Origin of the sequence: Dickeya parazeae Ech586 (assembly GCF_000025065.1) — a bacterium.
GTDB lineage: Bacteria > Pseudomonadota > Gammaproteobacteria > Enterobacterales > Enterobacteriaceae > Dickeya > Dickeya zeae.
In genome coordinates this window covers 41,225-55,891 of the sequence record NC_013592.1, presented here as the reverse complement: position 1 = coordinate 55,891, position 14,667 = coordinate 41,225, and the positions used below count along the sequence as shown (strand labels likewise).

The window sequence follows — 14,667 nt, the reverse complement described above, 5'->3', positions numbered from 1 at the left end:
GCTCCGTCATGATGTCATCCACTCCGGTAGCCGATCGGGTTTACATCGGTTACCGCGTCTCTCAACAATGAGCGGTGGACGGAACGATCTGATGGCACAACTTACGCTAAAAAATATCACGAAATCCTTCGGTAACACGCAAATCATCAAGGGTGTCGACCTTGATGTTAAAGACGGCGAGTTTGTGGTTTTCGTCGGCCCCTCCGGTTGCGGAAAATCGACGTTGCTCAGGTTGATAGCCGGTCTTGAAGACTGCACGTCCGGTAGCATTGCTATTGGCGGCCATGACGTCACGCAGGTTTCGTCAAGCGATCGCGGTATCGCGATGGTGTTCCAGTCCTACGCCCTCTACCCGCACATGACGGTCGCGCAGAATCTCTCTTTCGGCCTGGAAAACACCCGTATGTCCAAAGCCGATATCCAGGCCCGCGTGCAGGAAGCCGCCCGCATGCTACAGATAGAACCCTATCTGACCAGAAAACCGCGCGCGCTTTCCGGCGGTCAGCGCCAGCGCGTGGCCATCGGTCGTGCCATTGTACGCAACCCCAGTGTGTTTCTGTTCGATGAACCGTTATCCAATCTGGATGCCGCTTTGCGGGTGGATACCCGTTCGGAAATCATCAAGCTACACAAACGACTCAAAAGTACCATCGTTTACGTTACCCATGATCAGATAGAAGCCATGACGATGGCGGATCGCATCGCGATCCTTAATGCAGGTAAAGTGGAGCAGTTCGATAAGCCGCTGGAGCTCTTCCATCACCCCAGAAACCGTTTTGTCGCCGGTTTTATCGGCTCGCCAAAAATGAATTTTTACGCGGGAACCATTACCGCATTACAAGGCAATCAGGCGTCGATTGCTATCGATGCCTTTCCCCCGCTGACGTTAACAGTCAATCCGGAGCTGGCAGAGCCTGGCATGGCCATCGAACTTGGCATCCGCCCAAGTCACCTGCAATTAGACCCCACGCATAAACAGGCGCTGCCTTTCCGGGTGGATTACGCGGAAATGATTGGCACAGAAACCTATATGTATGGGCATATTGAAGGCAACGACAGCAAAACCACCTTACACCTGCCGGACAACCTCCATGTCGCCGAAGGGGATTTGCTGATGCTGACGTTACCGGCTGAACGCCTGCACCTGTTCCGGCTCAGTGATGGCCTGTCGCTGGCGGCCAAAAAGCACGACCCGGCCTGACCACGCCAGCCCATCGACGTCATGACGCACTGATTCCAACAAAGAACGGCCAGCATTACTGGCCGTTCTTCTTCTTTATTACAACGAGCCCCTCACAGGTACAGCCCCACGCTCCCATTCCCTTTTGTTCCAGCTCGCAGCAGCCTGACAAGAGGCGACCATAAGCTGACATAATCGTGGGACACAGACCAACACTTGGTGTTATATTTCCTAACGTTTATACACACTGTTTCCATTCGGTATGAGCCATAGCGCTCAGGATCGTTGCATCATAATGAGAAATAAATAATTATCCCGAGGATAACCGCGTTATGCGTTTGTTATTTATTTGCCCGGATTGGGCTAATTTGGCTACACCTATCGTGGCGGAGATGAAACGCCAGGGCCACGACGTTACCCATATTGATCATTGTGATCTGTCAACGTTTCACTACTTTGACTCGCCCCACCGCATCGTCTCGAAGATCTATAAAACGATAACGGGGAAAAACTACAAACGCCTTGTGCTTGATAACCAAATTAAATTGGGTTTGCATAATTTCTTTATTGGCAGAGAACCGTTTGATGCCATTATTATGACGGAACCCAAGCTGTTTAATGAACAGCACCTGGCAATATTGCGTCAGCATGGGAGAAAGCTCGTCGCCACATTGTGGGATGGATTGAAAAAAGCCCCCGGCAATGGCTTGTACCTTAATCAATTCGATCATGTACTCAGTTTCGACAGTGAAGATTGTGAACAATTCCACTTCACCAAAATCACCAATTACATTGATCCTGTCTGGAAAAGCACGATACCTTATCAGGCATGCGAGTACGATATTTTCTCCATTATGAGTTTCACACCGGAGAGATACCAGCAAGTCATCCATTTCCTTGATAAAAATCCTGACCTCAACTCCAATATTATTTTTTATATCGGGGATCCAGGAAAGTCGAAATATATAAAAGATAACAGAATAAAAATATCAGAGAAATTACTGCTGGGTGCTGAGCTAGCCCATGAAATTAGTCATTCCCGAGCAATTCTGGATATCCTGCAAGGCCAACAGACAGGGCTATCGTTTCGAGCCTATGAGTCGATGGCTTATCAGCGTAAGTTGATTACGACGAATCCTCACATCACCAGTTATGATTTTTATAATCCGCAGAATATATGTGTTCTGAGTCAGGACGGATATATCCCATCAGGTTTTATCCATACCCCTTACCAACCCGTACCGGAACCTGTCTACCATCAGTACACACTGTGTTCGTGGGTAGAAAAAGTTATTCAGGAAATATCAGATAAGACCAGCCCAGTTTAGCGATCTCCAATGACAAAAAAGCCTCCACAGAGGAGGCTTTTGCATACACAGCGCGCTCTGCGCTGATTATCCGGGCGTTTACTGCAACACCGAAATATCCGCCACTTTCAGGAACAGGTTACGCAGTTCGTTGAGCAGCGTCAGGCGGTTGATACGCACCTGCGCGTCATCAGCGTTGACCATCACCTTATCGAAGAAGTTATCGACTGACTCACGCAACTGCGCCAGTTCCGCCAGCGCTTCCTGATAACGCCCTTCGGCAAACCACGGCGCCAGCTTGCTGGTCAGCGCGGTAACATAGGTCGCCAGCTGAATTTCTTCCTTCTCTTTGAGCAACGCTGCCTGCACGCTGTCGTTCAGCGTTTCGGTAGACTTCGCCAAAATATTGGAGACACGCTTGTTGGCTGCCGCCAGCGCTTCGGCTTGCTCCAGTGTGCGGAAATGACTCACCGCTTTCACACGGGCATCGAAATCTGCCGGGCGAGTCGGACGACGCGCCAGCACCGCCTGGATGGTGTCGACACTGTGACCTTCCTCCTGATACCAGGCACGGAAGCGGCCCAGCATGAATTCAATCACATCGTCGACCACGTTGGCGTTAGTCAGCTTGTCGCCATACAAACGCACCGCTTCTTCGGTCAGGGTTTGCAAGTCCAGCGGCAGGCGTTTTTCCACGATGATGCGCAACACACCCAATGCGGCACGGCGCAATGCGAACGGGTCTTTATCGCCTTTCGGGTGCTGACCGATGCCGAAAATCCCTGCCAGCGTATCCATCTTGTCGGCGATCGCCAGCGCACAGGCTACCGCGGAAGACGGCAGTTCATCGCCGGCAAAGCGCGGCTGATACTGCTCGTTCAGCGCCACCGCCACGTCTTCGGCTTCGCCGTCGTGACGAGCGTAGTGCATCCCCATCACACCCTGGGTGTCGGTGAATTCAAACACCATGTTGGTCATCAGGTCGCATTTAGACAGCAGACCCGCGCGTTTGGCGTGCTCCACATCGGCACCGATCTGCCCGGCTACCCAACCGGTCAGTGCCGCGATGCGATCGGTCTTATCGCGCAGCGTGCCCAGTTGCTGCTGAAACAGCACGGTTGCCAGACGCGGCAGATGATCTTCCAGGCGTTTTTTACGGTCGGTATTGAAGAAGAATTCGGCGTCGGCCAGACGCGGGCGCACCACCTTCTCGTTACCGGCGATGATCTGCTGCGGGTCTTTCGATTCAATGTTGGCGACGAAGATGAAATTCGGCAGCAGCTTGTCGGCATTGTCGTAAACCGGGAAGTATTTCTGGTCGCCTTTCATGGTATACACCAGCGCTTCTGCCGGCACCGCCAGGAATTTCTCTTCAAATTTCGCCGTCAGCACCACCGGCCATTCCACCAGCGAGGTGACTTCTTCCAGCAGGCTGTCGCTCAGATCGGCATTACCGCCAATCTTGCGCGCCGCCTCTTCGGCGTCGGCTTTGATTTTGGCTTTACGCGCGTCGTAATCAGCAAGTACCTTGCCGCGCTCCAGCAGAATCTGCGGGTACTGGTCGGCGTTATCAATCGTGAATTCCGGCTCACCCATAAAGCGGTGACCGCGAAGGGTACGCCCGGAATCAATACCCAGCACAGTACCGGGGATCAGTTCATCACCCAGCAACAGGGTCACGGTATGCACCGGACGCACAAACTGGGTGTCGTTATCGCCCCAGCGCATCAGTTTCGGGATCGGCAGCTTCGCCAGTGCGGTGCTGACCATGCCCGGCAGCAGCGTTTGTGCCGCTTCGCCCTTCACGTGTGCGCGGAATAACAGCCACTCGCCTTTGTCGGTGGTCAGGCGCTCGGCCTGGGAGACGGTGATGCCGCAACCGCGTGCCCAGCCTTCTGCCGCTTTGGTCGGGTTACCCGCGGCGTCAAACGCCTGCGCAATGGCCGGTCCGCGTTTTTCTACTTCCCTGTCCGGCTGGGACGCGCTTAAACCGACCACTTTCAGTGCCAGACGGCGCGGGGCCGCGAACCAATCGACCGACTGGTAACCCAGCCCGGCGGCATCCAGTTCAGCGGTAAAATGGGCGGCAAAAGATTCCGCCAGAGTACGCAAAGCCTTCGGTGGCAGCTCTTCGGTGCCGATTTCCACCAAAAATGTCTTATCTGTCATCGCTGCCTCTCAGCTCTGTTTACGATTGCACATCGGGAAGCCCAGTGCCTCACGAGAGGCATAATAGGCTTCCGCTACCGCTTTGGTCAGGGTACGGATCCGCAGGATGTAACGCTGACGTTCGGTCACGGAAATGGCTTTGCGCGCGTCCAGCAGGTTGAAGCTGTGGGCGGCTTTCAGAATGCGCTCGTAAGCAGGCAGCGGCAGCGGTTTTTCCAGCGCCAGCAACTGCTGGGCCTCTTTTTCATACTGCTCGAAGCAGGTAAACAGGAAATCCACATCGGCGTATTCGAAGTTATAGGTCGATTGCTCCACTTCGTTTTGATGGAACACGTCGCCGTAGGTGGTTTTACCCAGCGGACCATCGCTCCACACCAGATCGTAGACGCTGTCCACGCCCTGAATGTACATCGCCAGACGTTCTAGGCCGTAAGTAATCTCGCCGGTTACCGGTTTGCACTCCAGACCCCCTACCTGCTGGAAATAGGTGAACTGGGTCACTTCCATCCCGTTCAGCCACACTTCCCAGCCCAGACCCCAGGCACCCAGCGTCGGGTTTTCCCAGTTATCTTCCACGAAACGGATGTCGTGGATAGTCGGGTCCATCCCCAGTTCTTTGAGCGAACCGAGGTACAGTTCCTGAATGTTGTCCGGCGACGGCTTAATGATCACCTGAAACTGGTAGTAGTGTTGCAGACGGTTGGGGTTCTCACCGTAGCGGCCGTCGGTAGGACGGCGGGACGGCTGCACATAAGCGGCGGCGATAGGCTCCGGGCCAAGCGCACGCAGGCAGGTCATAGGGTGAGAAGTGCCGGCACCGACTTCCATGTCCAACGGTTGGACAATGGTGCAGCCCTGACGCGACCAGTAATCCTGTAATGTCAGGATCAGGCCCTGAAAGGTCTTGGTATCAAACTTTTGCATGTTGGATTCGCACGCGATACAAGTGGTTTTTACAATGAAGCCGCCAGTATACCCTCTGAGTGCAAGATATACAGCCAGAATGCGGCAACAACTTCAGTGACAGCGACATTTTCAGTGACATAGCATTATCGCCATCGCCGCCTTTTCCTTCCCGTTTCGGGTAACGATCAACCGGTAAATACGGTATGCAGCATTTTCAGGCTCAACAGCAACAGCAGCCCGGCAAACGCTTTTTTTAGCGTCGCGACCGGTAAACGATGCGCTAAACGCGCCCCCACCGGCGCGGTGAAGAAACTGACCGCCGAGATCAGTGCCACCGCAGGCAGAGAAACATAACCGACGCTCAACGCAGGCAAGCCGGTCGCTGACCAGCCGTTTATCATGTAACCCAGCGCGCCAGAGAGCGCGATCGGCAAACCCACCGCGGCCGAGGTGCCAATTGCCTGCTGGATGCGCACATTACACCAGGTCAGAAACGGCACGGTGAGCGAACCACCGCCAATCGCGACCAGTGCGGAAATACCGCCGATAGTCAGCCCGGCCAGCGACATGCCTGTCACGCCCGGTAACTGGCGGTGAGGTTTTGGCTTGATGTTCAACACCATTTGCAGCGAGACATACGCCATAAAACAGGAAAAGAATATTGCCAGCGCACGGGTCGGCAATAACGCCGCCAGCCAGGTAGCGGCGAAGGTTCCCAGTAAAATCGCTGGTGTGATGCGCCATACCACCGGCCACATCACCGCCTGATGTTGATGGTGGGTGCGCAGGCTGGAGATAGCGGTGATCACAATCGCCGCCATCGAGGTCCCCAACGCCAGATGCACCAAATGCGTTTTCTCCACACCTTGTGCGGCGAACAACGCTGTCAGCACCGGCACCATGATGCCGCCACCGCCTATCCCCAGTAATCCGGCCATAAATCCCACCACGGCTCCCAGCGCCAGATAGGCCAGCATCCACTCAATCCCCATTATCGCCCCCTGTCGCTTACTGATTATCGTTTTGCGCTTGTCGTTTTTTTGGTGTGATTTCAGCGCCGTGTCACATATTGTCCTGTCAGGTCAGGGTTGCATCACATCACGCTTAGGCTGATGATCGCCACACCACGCGGTTGGTGCGCCGAAATCGACCATCATCAATACCAACAACGCGGGTGAATAACAATGTTGCTAAATAACCGTGTTGCTAAATAACAATGTTGCTAAATAACAATCGTCGGCGAATAACCACTGGGAGTTAAGGAGAAGAGGATGACACGCTGTGGCTGGGTTACGCAGGATACGCTGTATCAGGATTATCACGATAACGAGTGGGGAACCCCCTGTACCGATAGCCGCGCGCTGTTTGAACTGCTGTGTCTGGAAGGCCAGCAAGCCGGGTTGTCGTGGATAACCGTGCTCAAAAAACGCGAGCACTACCGCCGTTGTTTCCACGGATTTGATCCACACCGGGTAGCAACCATGACTGATGACGATGTGAACCGGCTGGTACTGGACCCTGGCATCATCCGCCATCGCGGAAAAATTGAAGCCATTATCCGCAATGCCCGCGCCTGGCTGGCGATGCAGCAACAAGGGGACGACTTTGCGACGTTTATCTGGTCCTTCGTTAACCATCAGCCGGTCATCAATAACCCGACATCGCTGGCTGATGTACCGGCAAAAACCGCCGTGTCGGATGCGATGTCGAAAGCGTTGAAAAAACGCGGCTTCACATTCATCGGCTCCACCATCTGCTACGCCTTTATGCAGGCTGCCGGGCTGGTAAACGACCATACCACCGACTGTTGCTGTCATCCGGAGGCGTTGTGATTCGACCTTATCGGCCACAAGACCTGGACGCGCTGGTCGCGCTATGGCGGGAAAGTACCACGCTGGCGCACCCGTTTATCTCGGCGCACTATTGGCAGGAAAGTGAAGAGCTGGTTCGCGGGCATTATATCCCCCACTCACAAACCTGGATTTATGAGCATGCTCAGGGCATCGGCGGTTTTATCAGCGTGATGGATCAACGCTTTGTCGGTGCGCTGTTTGTTCACCACAGCCTGTATGGTCAGGGCGTGGGCGCGGCACTGATGCAGCATATTCAGCATCGCTTCCCGGTGCTCAGTCTGGAGGTGTATCAGCAGAACCACCGTGCCTGCGCCTTTTATCGCAAACAAGGGTTTACGACCGTGCAGGAAAGTTATCAGCATGAAACCCAGTCACACTTGCTGGTTATGCACTGGCAGGATCAGGCGTTGCTCGCCGCCGTCACACCCTGACGCCGTATCAGGTCGCCAGGAAACCAACCCTGCATAAACACGCCCGCTATAGCTGCATTCGTTGTCGCTGCATTATTGTACAGTTGCATTACCTCCATAAAATGATACTTTATAACATATCATTCATGCCGAAAGCATGGGTGACTGCCAATCCTTTCATCTTTGTTTGCAATGCAATTGAATTGCCATGCTGCTGATTTCAGCCAATACCAGGGTTTTAGCGGGAGCGCGCCTTCTGACTTATCAGAGGGCGCGCCGCCTGACTTGCAGTCTCCCACCCTGTCCTCCATCATGCCTGCAGCAGGTCGTGTGCCTCCGGGAAGAAATAACAAGTACCATCTGATTGTTTATCATGATATTTCATTAAATCGCCCAAACGTTTTTAGGCATGAGTACGGCAAAGGCCTGCCCTTGATATGCGAAGCTAACAGGCTGACCTGCGTTCAAAAGTAACTGTCGTTTTAGTCAGACAATCGCCTCAATCAGCCGGAGTGAACTGATGAAACCTGAAGTCATCCTCTACAAAAAGATCCCTGACGATTTACGCCAAAAACTGGAGCAACACGCTAGTGTTTCGGTTTTTGATGGCCTGCCTCCCATCGACCACCCGTTACTGGCGCGTGCTGAAGGGTTGATTGGGGCCGGACACACCGTCAGCCGGGAATACCTGTCCCACCTGCCAAAACTACGGGCGGTGTCTACCGTGTCGGTGGGTTACGACAACATTGACGTCGCCGCGTTAAATGACAAAAAAGCGTTGCTGATGCATACGCCGACTGTCCTGACAGAAACGGTGGCGGATACCGTCATGACCTTGATACTGATGACAGCTCGTCGGGCGTTGGAATCCGCCGAGCGCGTGAAAGCCGGTGAATGGACGCGCAACATCGGTGAAGATTGGTACGGTATTGATGTTCACCACAAAACCATTGGTATTCTGGGCATGGGGCGTATCGGTCTGGCGGTGGCTCAGCGGGCGCACTTCGGTTTTAGCATGCCGGTGCTCTACAACGCCCGTCGCCGTCATGATGCGGCAGAAACCCGCTTCAACGCCCGTCACTGCGACCTCGACACTCTGCTGGCAGAATCCGATTTTCTGTGTATTACCCTGCCGCTGACGCCGGAAACCCACCATCTGATTGGCAAGGCACAGCTGGCGAAAATGAAGTCCAGCGCCATTCTGATCAACATTGGCCGCGGCCCGGTGGTGGATGAGCAGGCGCTGATTGAGGCATTGACCGACGGCACCCTGCACGCCGCCGGTCTGGATGTGTTCGAGAAAGAGCCGCTATCGGTAGATTCACCACTGCTGAAGCTGCCTAATGTGGTGGCGCTGCCGCACATCGGCTCCGCCACCCATGAAACCCGCTACAACATGGCGGCCTGCGCGGTAGATAACCTGATCGCCGCGCTCAGTGGCGACGTTAAAGAAAACTGCGTCAATCCGGACGTGCTGAAGTAGTTCAGCACGCCGATTGAGGATCCCTCCTTCCCGACGTCAGGAAGGAGGATTTTCACGCGAAGAGCGATTACTCCACCGCGATCGGTTTCTCAGTCAAGGTTGTGGCACGGTCGCCCTGAATGGCTTTCACTTTCTGTTCGGTTTGTTGTACTGCCGCCGGGCTGCTCAACAAGCTGTAAGTCAGCTCGAAGGTGGTGCTTTGGCCGGGTTGCAGTTTCTTCACCCGCCCTTGCTGGCGTTCAATAGTGACCGGATACGCGTAGCTGGTGCCGGGCTCAATACCGGTGACATAGCCTTGTTTCAGGGTGTCAGTGTTTTTCCACATCGTCAGCAACGGCAACTGATGGGTATCAAACGCGATGGACACCCCTTTATCACCTGCACGATTGACCAGTGCAGCCAGTGTTTTGCCCTCTTTATCCGCATAAGGCGTCATGTTGAACACCATTTCGTCGAAGCCTTTAGTCGGGCCTTTATACGTCTGCCAGCTTTTCAGACCAGCCTTGGCGTAGTCATTAAACGGCGAAATCTCTTTCACTGGTGCCAGGAAACGTGCCCCTTCTTCCAGAATCGGGGTACCGAAATTGCTGTGATAGATAATCTGGTAATCACGCGCGTAATCTGACTTATTGGTCAGCACGTCATGAATGGTAAACGACTCGCTCCCCGGCACGTAGCGCAGTTCAGTCCAGGTTTCGAGGTTGGATTTCTTAAAGCTGTTTTCCTTGAGCAAGCCACGCACCGTGATGGTGTAAGGCGCTTTGTCGCTGACATCCACCAGCACTTTCGATGCGGGTGTATTACCGGCACGGCCGTGCAGGGTGTAAATCATGCCGTCACTGGTGACCGGATGCCCGGTCCACTCATAGCCACAGCGCACCATCATCTCATTGAAACCTTCCAGCCAGCCCAGTCCATTGCGGCTTTCCAGGGTAATCGTATTCGGGTTGACCACTTCATCCACCGGGGAATCCCAGCCCAGCCGGATGTTTTTACCAGTGACATGCAGTAAATCCATGCCGCGGGTCGGACTCAGAGTAATTTGCAGCCCGTTGGGACTGGTGATAGTCAGAATTTTGCTGCCTTCCTGACGTCCGCCGTGCAGTACCTTTTGCTCGATGCTGAAGTGCTGATCCTTAATCTTCAGCGCATCGCTGCTGATCTGCCAGTTTCCCTTTTCGGTGCTGCTTTCAACGTCTGTCAGCACAAAGGTTTGAGCCGATGCCTGCCAGGAAACCAGCGCCAAAGCGATACTCATTGCCAGTACATTTTTCATTCTATACATCCTTTTAGCTGAATTGATTAAGCCCGTGAAGCTAAAAGACTACAAATCCAGCTGACAGGAGAATGTGATTGCTATCACCAGATGATTAACTGCTCTTTTTTCACAACATATTTGCAAAATAAATCACACTTTAATTAAGAATATCTAATTAAATTGCATGAAAAACGAGATCACGATCAGCTAAAAGCTGACGCGCGTTCAGCATTTAGTGTCCAACCGGTGTGAGTAGGCTGAAGCAGAAAACATGTTCAGCAGATGAATGCACTGCCATAACAAAAATATATGGATAAAAACAGGGTGATGATATTTCCACCATGATTGCACCACCCCGAGGCACGCGCTAAGGTGTCGGTTTACCTGTGCTTCACCCTTTATTGACAAATTATGAACTTTTCCCGTTTCGGCAACAAATTTACCCGCCATGCTGGTATTACCCAACTGATGGATGACCTCAACGAGGGGTTACGCACCCCAGGTGCCATCATGCTCGGCGGCGGCAATCCGGCCCATATCCCGGCAATGGACGACTATTTTCAGCAATTGTGTCGCGATCTGTTGGATCAAGGAAAATTGACCGATGCGCTGTGCAACTACGATGGCCCGCAGGGCAAAGATGTGTTGCTGCATTCGCTCTCCAGCCTGCTGCGTGAACAGTTTGGCTGGGAGATTGGACCACAGAATATTGCACTGACTAATGGCAGTCAGAGCGCATTTTTCTACCTGTTCAATCTGTTTGCCGGTCGTACTGATGAGGGGCAACGTCGCCGGGTGCTGTTTCCGCTGGCTCCGGAGTACATCGGTTACGCTGATTCCGGGCTGGATGAGGACATGTTTGTCTCTGTTCGCCCGCAGATTGAGCTGTTACCGGAAGGGCAATTCAAATACCACGTCGATTTCGAGCAACTGCATATCACCGATGACATCGGCATGATTTGCGTTTCCCGACCAACCAACCCCACCGGCAATGTGCTGACCGACGACGAAGTGCAGCATCTGGATGCGCTAGCCCGTGAGCACCAGATTCCGCTGGTGATCGATAACGCTTACGGTGTGCCGTTCCCCGGCATTATCTTCAGCGATGCCACTCCGCTGTGGAATCCAAACATTATTCTGTGTATGAGCCTGTCCAAGCTCGGCTTGCCCGGTTCCCGCTGCGGTATCGTTATCGGTTCTGAGCAGGTGATCGAAGCACTCGGCAACATGAACGGTATCGTCAGTCTGGCACCCGGCTCCATCGGCCCGGCGCTGGCACATGAGATGATCCAGCGGGGCGACCTGCTGCGGCTGTCCAACGATGTGGTCAGGCCGTTCTACCGCCAGCGGGTGGAGCAGACCATCGCCATTATTCGCCGTTACCTGCCGCCAGAAGTGTGTCTGATCCACAAACCAGAAGGCGCGATTTTCCTGTGGTTGTGGTTCAAAGACTTGCCCATTACCACCGAGGTGCTGTACCAGCGGCTGAAGCAACGCGGCGTACTGATGGTGCCGGGTCATTATTTCTTCCCCGGTCTGGAACAGGAATGGCCGCATGCTCACCAGTGCCTGCGCATGAACTACGTGCCGGAGCCGGAAAAAATCGAGCAAGGCGTCGCTATTCTGGCCGAAGAGGTGGAGCGGGCGCGACAAGAAGGCCGCGTCTGACACGCAAAAAATCTGATCCCCGAAAAACGGACGTGCCGTGCATGCAGCCATACCCCCATACCTGGAGTATGACTGCACGCACAAGCGGTATCACGCACGTAAAAAAACCGCACCTTACTGAGTTGGGTATCCAACTTTTGGGGTGCAGTTCACAAAGGCGGCTCTCGTTACGCGTGATATCGGTGTGATATCTCTCGTTATTAGTTGTACAGCTCAGCTACGCCTTGCAACTGGTTATCGCTGCTGGTGGCAGAGATGATGCGGAACGATTTGGCACCGGCGGCATCCGCTTTTTCAGACAGCTTAGCCTGCAGGCCGTCCAGCGTATTCGCCGTGGCGCTGACAGAACCGACAGACTGGCTGGCAGACTGCTGTACTTCAGTCGCGGCGAAAGAGCCGAAAGAAACGGTAGCCAGTGCGATAACTACAGCAATATTTTTGATAGCGTTCATGGTTGATATCCTTCACAGTGTATTCGGTTAGTGTTCTTTACTGGAGGCGTTATCGCCTTCGATGAAAGTGATAATAGACCTGTTATCAGCTCGTTAAAAACGGGTTTATTTGTAGATATCATTCAAATTTTATGAAATAAAAAAGCATCGCGTTCGCCCTTCGCCTGCCCGCCTTTACTTACCCCAAAAGCAGATATTCATTGCCGGTTTTGTACTTTGTGGTTTTGCCATGCCTGTGGAAGTATCCCTTTCATATGACAGCCTTTTTCCAGCCCTGACACCACCTGCACAGTGGCTGGCATCACTCTGATAACTAAAAGGAAAAAACCATGTCTGGTTTCTTGAACGCTCAACAGAAGCGGGGAATGGGTCTGCTTGTTTCATTCGCACTACTGGGAAATGGCGTACAGGCGATGGCGGCCGACGTTGCGCCAAAAACCGGCGGTACCTTGATCTATCTGGAACAACAACCGCACACCAATTTGTATCCGCCCGCAGGCGGTTTTTATCCTAATGGCGGTATCCTCAACCAAATCACCGATAAGCTGACGTATCAGAACCCGGAAACGTTGGACATCGAACCCTGGATTGCAGAATCCTGGACCATTAACGCCGACAGCACCGAATACACATTCCGGTTACGCCCCGGCGTCACTTTCTCTGACGGCACACCGCTGGATGCCAACGCCGTCGCTAAAAATTTCGACACCTATGGGCTGGGCAACAAAGAACTCAACCAGCCGATTTCCGAAGTCATCAACAACTACCAGCGCAGCGAAGTGATCGACCCGCTGACGGTGAAGTTCTACTTCAAAAAACCGTCGCCCGGTTTCCTGCAAGGCACCTCCGCTATCGGTTCCGGTCTGGTGTCACTGAGTACGCTGGCCCGTAATTTCAACCAGTTAGGCGATGCGACTCACATCATCGGCTCCGGCCCATTTGTGGTCAGCAGCGAAAAACCGGGGCGTGAACTGAAACTGGTGGCACGTAAGGATTACCACTGGGCACCGGTGAATTTTGCACATCAGGGCCGCCCTTATCTGGATGGCATCACCTATCTGGTGACGCCGGAAGACAGTGTGCGCATTGGTGCACTGGTGTCCGGTCAGGCGGATTTTATCCGTCAAATCCAGGCCTATGACGAACAACGGGTGCAGAGTGAGGGTATTCGGATCTACGCCGCCCCGACCCGCGGGGTGAATAACAGTATCAACTTCCGCCCGGATAACCCGCTGGTGGCGGATATCCGCGTGCGTCAGGCACTGAGTGACGCCACCAACCCGAAAGAAATCATCCAGACGCTGTATTCCAATCACTACCCACAAGCCACGTCGGTACTGGCGAAAACCGCCGCCGGTTACATCAACCTGTCCGATAAGCTGACGTTCGACCCAGCCGCCGCCGCCCGTCTGCTGGACGACGCGGGCTGGAAAATCGGTGCGCAGGGCGTTCGACAGAAAGACGGCCAATCGCTGGTGTTGACCGCCTACGAATCGCCGCCACAGCCGCAGAACAAAGAGATGTTGCAACTGGTAGCGCAGCAGTGGGCCAAAGTGGGCGTGAAATTGAACGTACTGGCAGGTGATGCTGGCACCAAAACCGTCGACAGTCTCGACCCGCTGAAAACCGGCGTATCGCCGGGCATGGTGGGCCGAGCGGACCCGGATGTGCTGAAAAGCCAGTATTACCCGACCTTGCGCAATGTGCTGCTGCAAAAAGGTGGTGCCAGCGACAAGGTACAAACCTTTGAAGACACCCACCTTAATACCCTGTTGGATGGCATCGCCTCCGCGACCGACCGCAATAAACGGCTGGAGCTGGTCGGCGAAGTACAGAACTACCTGATCGATAAGGCATACGTGATTCCGATTTTTGAAGAGCCGCAGGTGTTCGCCGGTCGCGCCAGCACGAAAGGCATAGGCTTTGAGGCGGTGGGCCGCCCCAGCTTCTACAACACCTGGTTGGATAAGTAATCGGGCAT

General features: G+C 53.8%; 12 protein-coding genes. 7 read left to right on the top strand and 5 right to left on the bottom strand.

From position 1 onward, the window contains the following. Positions 1–91 precede the first annotated feature (91 nt). Positions 92–1,201: an ABC transporter ATP-binding protein gene (locus tag DD586_RS00235; RefSeq protein ID WP_012882798.1), complete on the top strand. Its 1,110-nt coding sequence runs from the start codon at positions 92–94 to the stop codon at positions 1,199–1,201. 311 nt (positions 1,202–1,512) lie between these two features. Continuing rightward, on the top strand, positions 1,513–2,508 hold the full coding sequence (locus DD586_RS00230) for a hypothetical protein (protein ID WP_012882797.1): 996 nt from the start codon (positions 1,513–1,515) through the stop codon (positions 2,506–2,508). Positions 2,509–2,586: 78 nt separating this feature from the next. Here DD586_RS00230 and glyS read toward each other — a convergent pair whose 3' ends face one another. The 3 genes from glyS to DD586_RS00215 all read right to left on the bottom strand — a co-directional run bounded on the left by glyS (position 2,587) and on the right by DD586_RS00215 (position 6,554). Next, positions 2,587–4,656 carry a glycine--tRNA ligase subunit beta gene (gene glyS, locus DD586_RS00225; protein ID WP_012882796.1) on the bottom strand — a complete coding sequence of 690 codons (2,070 nt, stop codon included), beginning with the start codon at positions 4,654–4,656 and terminating at the stop codon, positions 2,587–2,589. Between the two features lie 9 nt (positions 4,657–4,665). Beyond that, complete coding sequence (gene glyQ / locus DD586_RS00220; RefSeq protein WP_012882795.1) at positions 4,666–5,580, bottom strand: glycine--tRNA ligase subunit alpha; 915 nt, start codon at positions 5,578–5,580, stop codon at positions 4,666–4,668. A 167-nt stretch (positions 5,581–5,747) separates the two neighbouring features. Further along, a complete protein-coding gene (locus DD586_RS00215) occupies positions 5,748–6,554 on the bottom strand; it encodes a sulfite exporter TauE/SafE family protein (protein ID WP_012882794.1) in 807 nt (268 codons plus the stop codon). 279 nt (positions 6,555–6,833) lie between these two features. On the opposite strand from DD586_RS00215, the gene DD586_RS00210 reads away from it, so the two are divergent. From DD586_RS00210 to ghrB, 3 genes are all read left to right on the top strand, one after another. Continuing rightward, positions 6,834–7,394, top strand: a complete 561-nt coding sequence (locus DD586_RS00210; RefSeq protein WP_012882793.1) for a DNA-3-methyladenine glycosylase I — start codon at positions 6,834–6,836, stop codon at positions 7,392–7,394. Further along, positions 7,391–7,846, top strand: a complete 456-nt coding sequence (locus DD586_RS00205; RefSeq protein WP_012882792.1) for an N-acetyltransferase — start codon at positions 7,391–7,393, stop codon at positions 7,844–7,846. Before DD586_RS00210 ends, DD586_RS00205 begins: the two co-directional genes overlap by 4 nt. A 499-nt stretch (positions 7,847–8,345) precedes the next feature. Then, positions 8,346–9,308, top strand: a complete 963-nt coding sequence (gene ghrB, locus DD586_RS00200) for a glyoxylate/hydroxypyruvate reductase GhrB (RefSeq protein ID WP_012882791.1) — start codon at positions 8,346–8,348, stop codon at positions 9,306–9,308. Positions 9,309–9,375: 67 nt separating this feature from the next. Here the strand turns inward: ghrB and DD586_RS00195 are convergent, their stop codons facing one another. Beyond that, positions 9,376–10,584 (bottom strand): aldose 1-epimerase family protein, encoded by a 1,209-nt coding sequence (locus DD586_RS00195; protein ID WP_012882790.1) that lies wholly within the window; start codon positions 10,582–10,584, stop codon positions 9,376–9,378. A 393-nt stretch (positions 10,585–10,977) separates the two neighbouring features. Between DD586_RS00195 and DD586_RS00190 the strand changes: the two genes are divergently transcribed. Next, positions 10,978–12,234, top strand: a complete 1,257-nt coding sequence (locus DD586_RS00190; protein ID WP_012882789.1) for a valine--pyruvate transaminase — start codon at positions 10,978–10,980, stop codon at positions 12,232–12,234. Between the two features lie 200 nt (positions 12,235–12,434). Here the strand turns inward: DD586_RS00190 and DD586_RS00185 are convergent, their stop codons facing one another. Then, positions 12,435–12,686 carry a YdgH/BhsA/McbA family protein gene (locus tag DD586_RS00185; RefSeq protein ID WP_012882788.1) on the bottom strand — a complete coding sequence of 84 codons (252 nt, stop codon included), beginning with the start codon at positions 12,684–12,686 and terminating at the stop codon, positions 12,435–12,437. 413 nt (positions 12,687–13,099) lie between these two features. Here DD586_RS00185 and DD586_RS00180 point away from each other — a divergent pair, with 413 nt between their 5' ends. Then, positions 13,100–14,659 carry a TIGR04028 family ABC transporter substrate-binding protein gene (locus tag DD586_RS00180; protein ID WP_228669803.1) on the top strand — a complete coding sequence of 520 codons (1,560 nt, stop codon included), beginning with the start codon at positions 13,100–13,102 and terminating at the stop codon, positions 14,657–14,659. Positions 14,660–14,667 lie beyond the last annotated feature (8 nt).

What these genes read in the sequence shown, in the direction of transcription:
- DD586_RS00235 (WP_012882798.1), top strand. Translation starts at nt 92, where the DNA reads ATGGCACAACTTACGCTAAAAAATATCACGAAATCCTTCGGTAACACG.
- DD586_RS00230 (WP_012882797.1), top strand. Translation starts at nt 1,513, where the DNA reads ATGCGTTTGTTATTTATTTGCCCGGATTGGGCTAATTTGGCTACACCT.
- glyS (WP_012882796.1), bottom strand. Translation starts at nt 4,656, where the DNA reads ATGACAGATAAGACATTTTTGGTGGAAATCGGCACCGAAGAGCTGCCA.
- glyQ (WP_012882795.1), bottom strand. Translation starts at nt 5,580, where the DNA reads ATGCAAAAGTTTGATACCAAGACCTTTCAGGGCCTGATCCTGACATTA.
- DD586_RS00215 (WP_012882794.1), bottom strand. Translation starts at nt 6,554, where the DNA reads ATGGGGATTGAGTGGATGCTGGCCTATCTGGCGCTGGGAGCCGTGGTG.
- DD586_RS00210 (WP_012882793.1), top strand. Translation starts at nt 6,834, where the DNA reads ATGACACGCTGTGGCTGGGTTACGCAGGATACGCTGTATCAGGATTAT.
- ghrB (WP_012882791.1), top strand. Translation starts at nt 8,346, where the DNA reads ATGAAACCTGAAGTCATCCTCTACAAAAAGATCCCTGACGATTTACGC.
- DD586_RS00195 (WP_012882790.1), bottom strand. Translation starts at nt 10,584, where the DNA reads ATGAAAAATGTACTGGCAATGAGTATCGCTTTGGCGCTGGTTTCCTGG.
- DD586_RS00190 (WP_012882789.1), top strand. Translation starts at nt 10,978, where the DNA reads ATGAACTTTTCCCGTTTCGGCAACAAATTTACCCGCCATGCTGGTATT.
- DD586_RS00185 (WP_012882788.1), bottom strand. Translation starts at nt 12,686, where the DNA reads ATGAACGCTATCAAAAATATTGCTGTAGTTATCGCACTGGCTACCGTT.
- DD586_RS00180 (WP_228669803.1), top strand. Translation starts at nt 13,100, where the DNA reads ATGGCGGCCGACGTTGCGCCAAAAACCGGCGGTACCTTGATCTATCTG.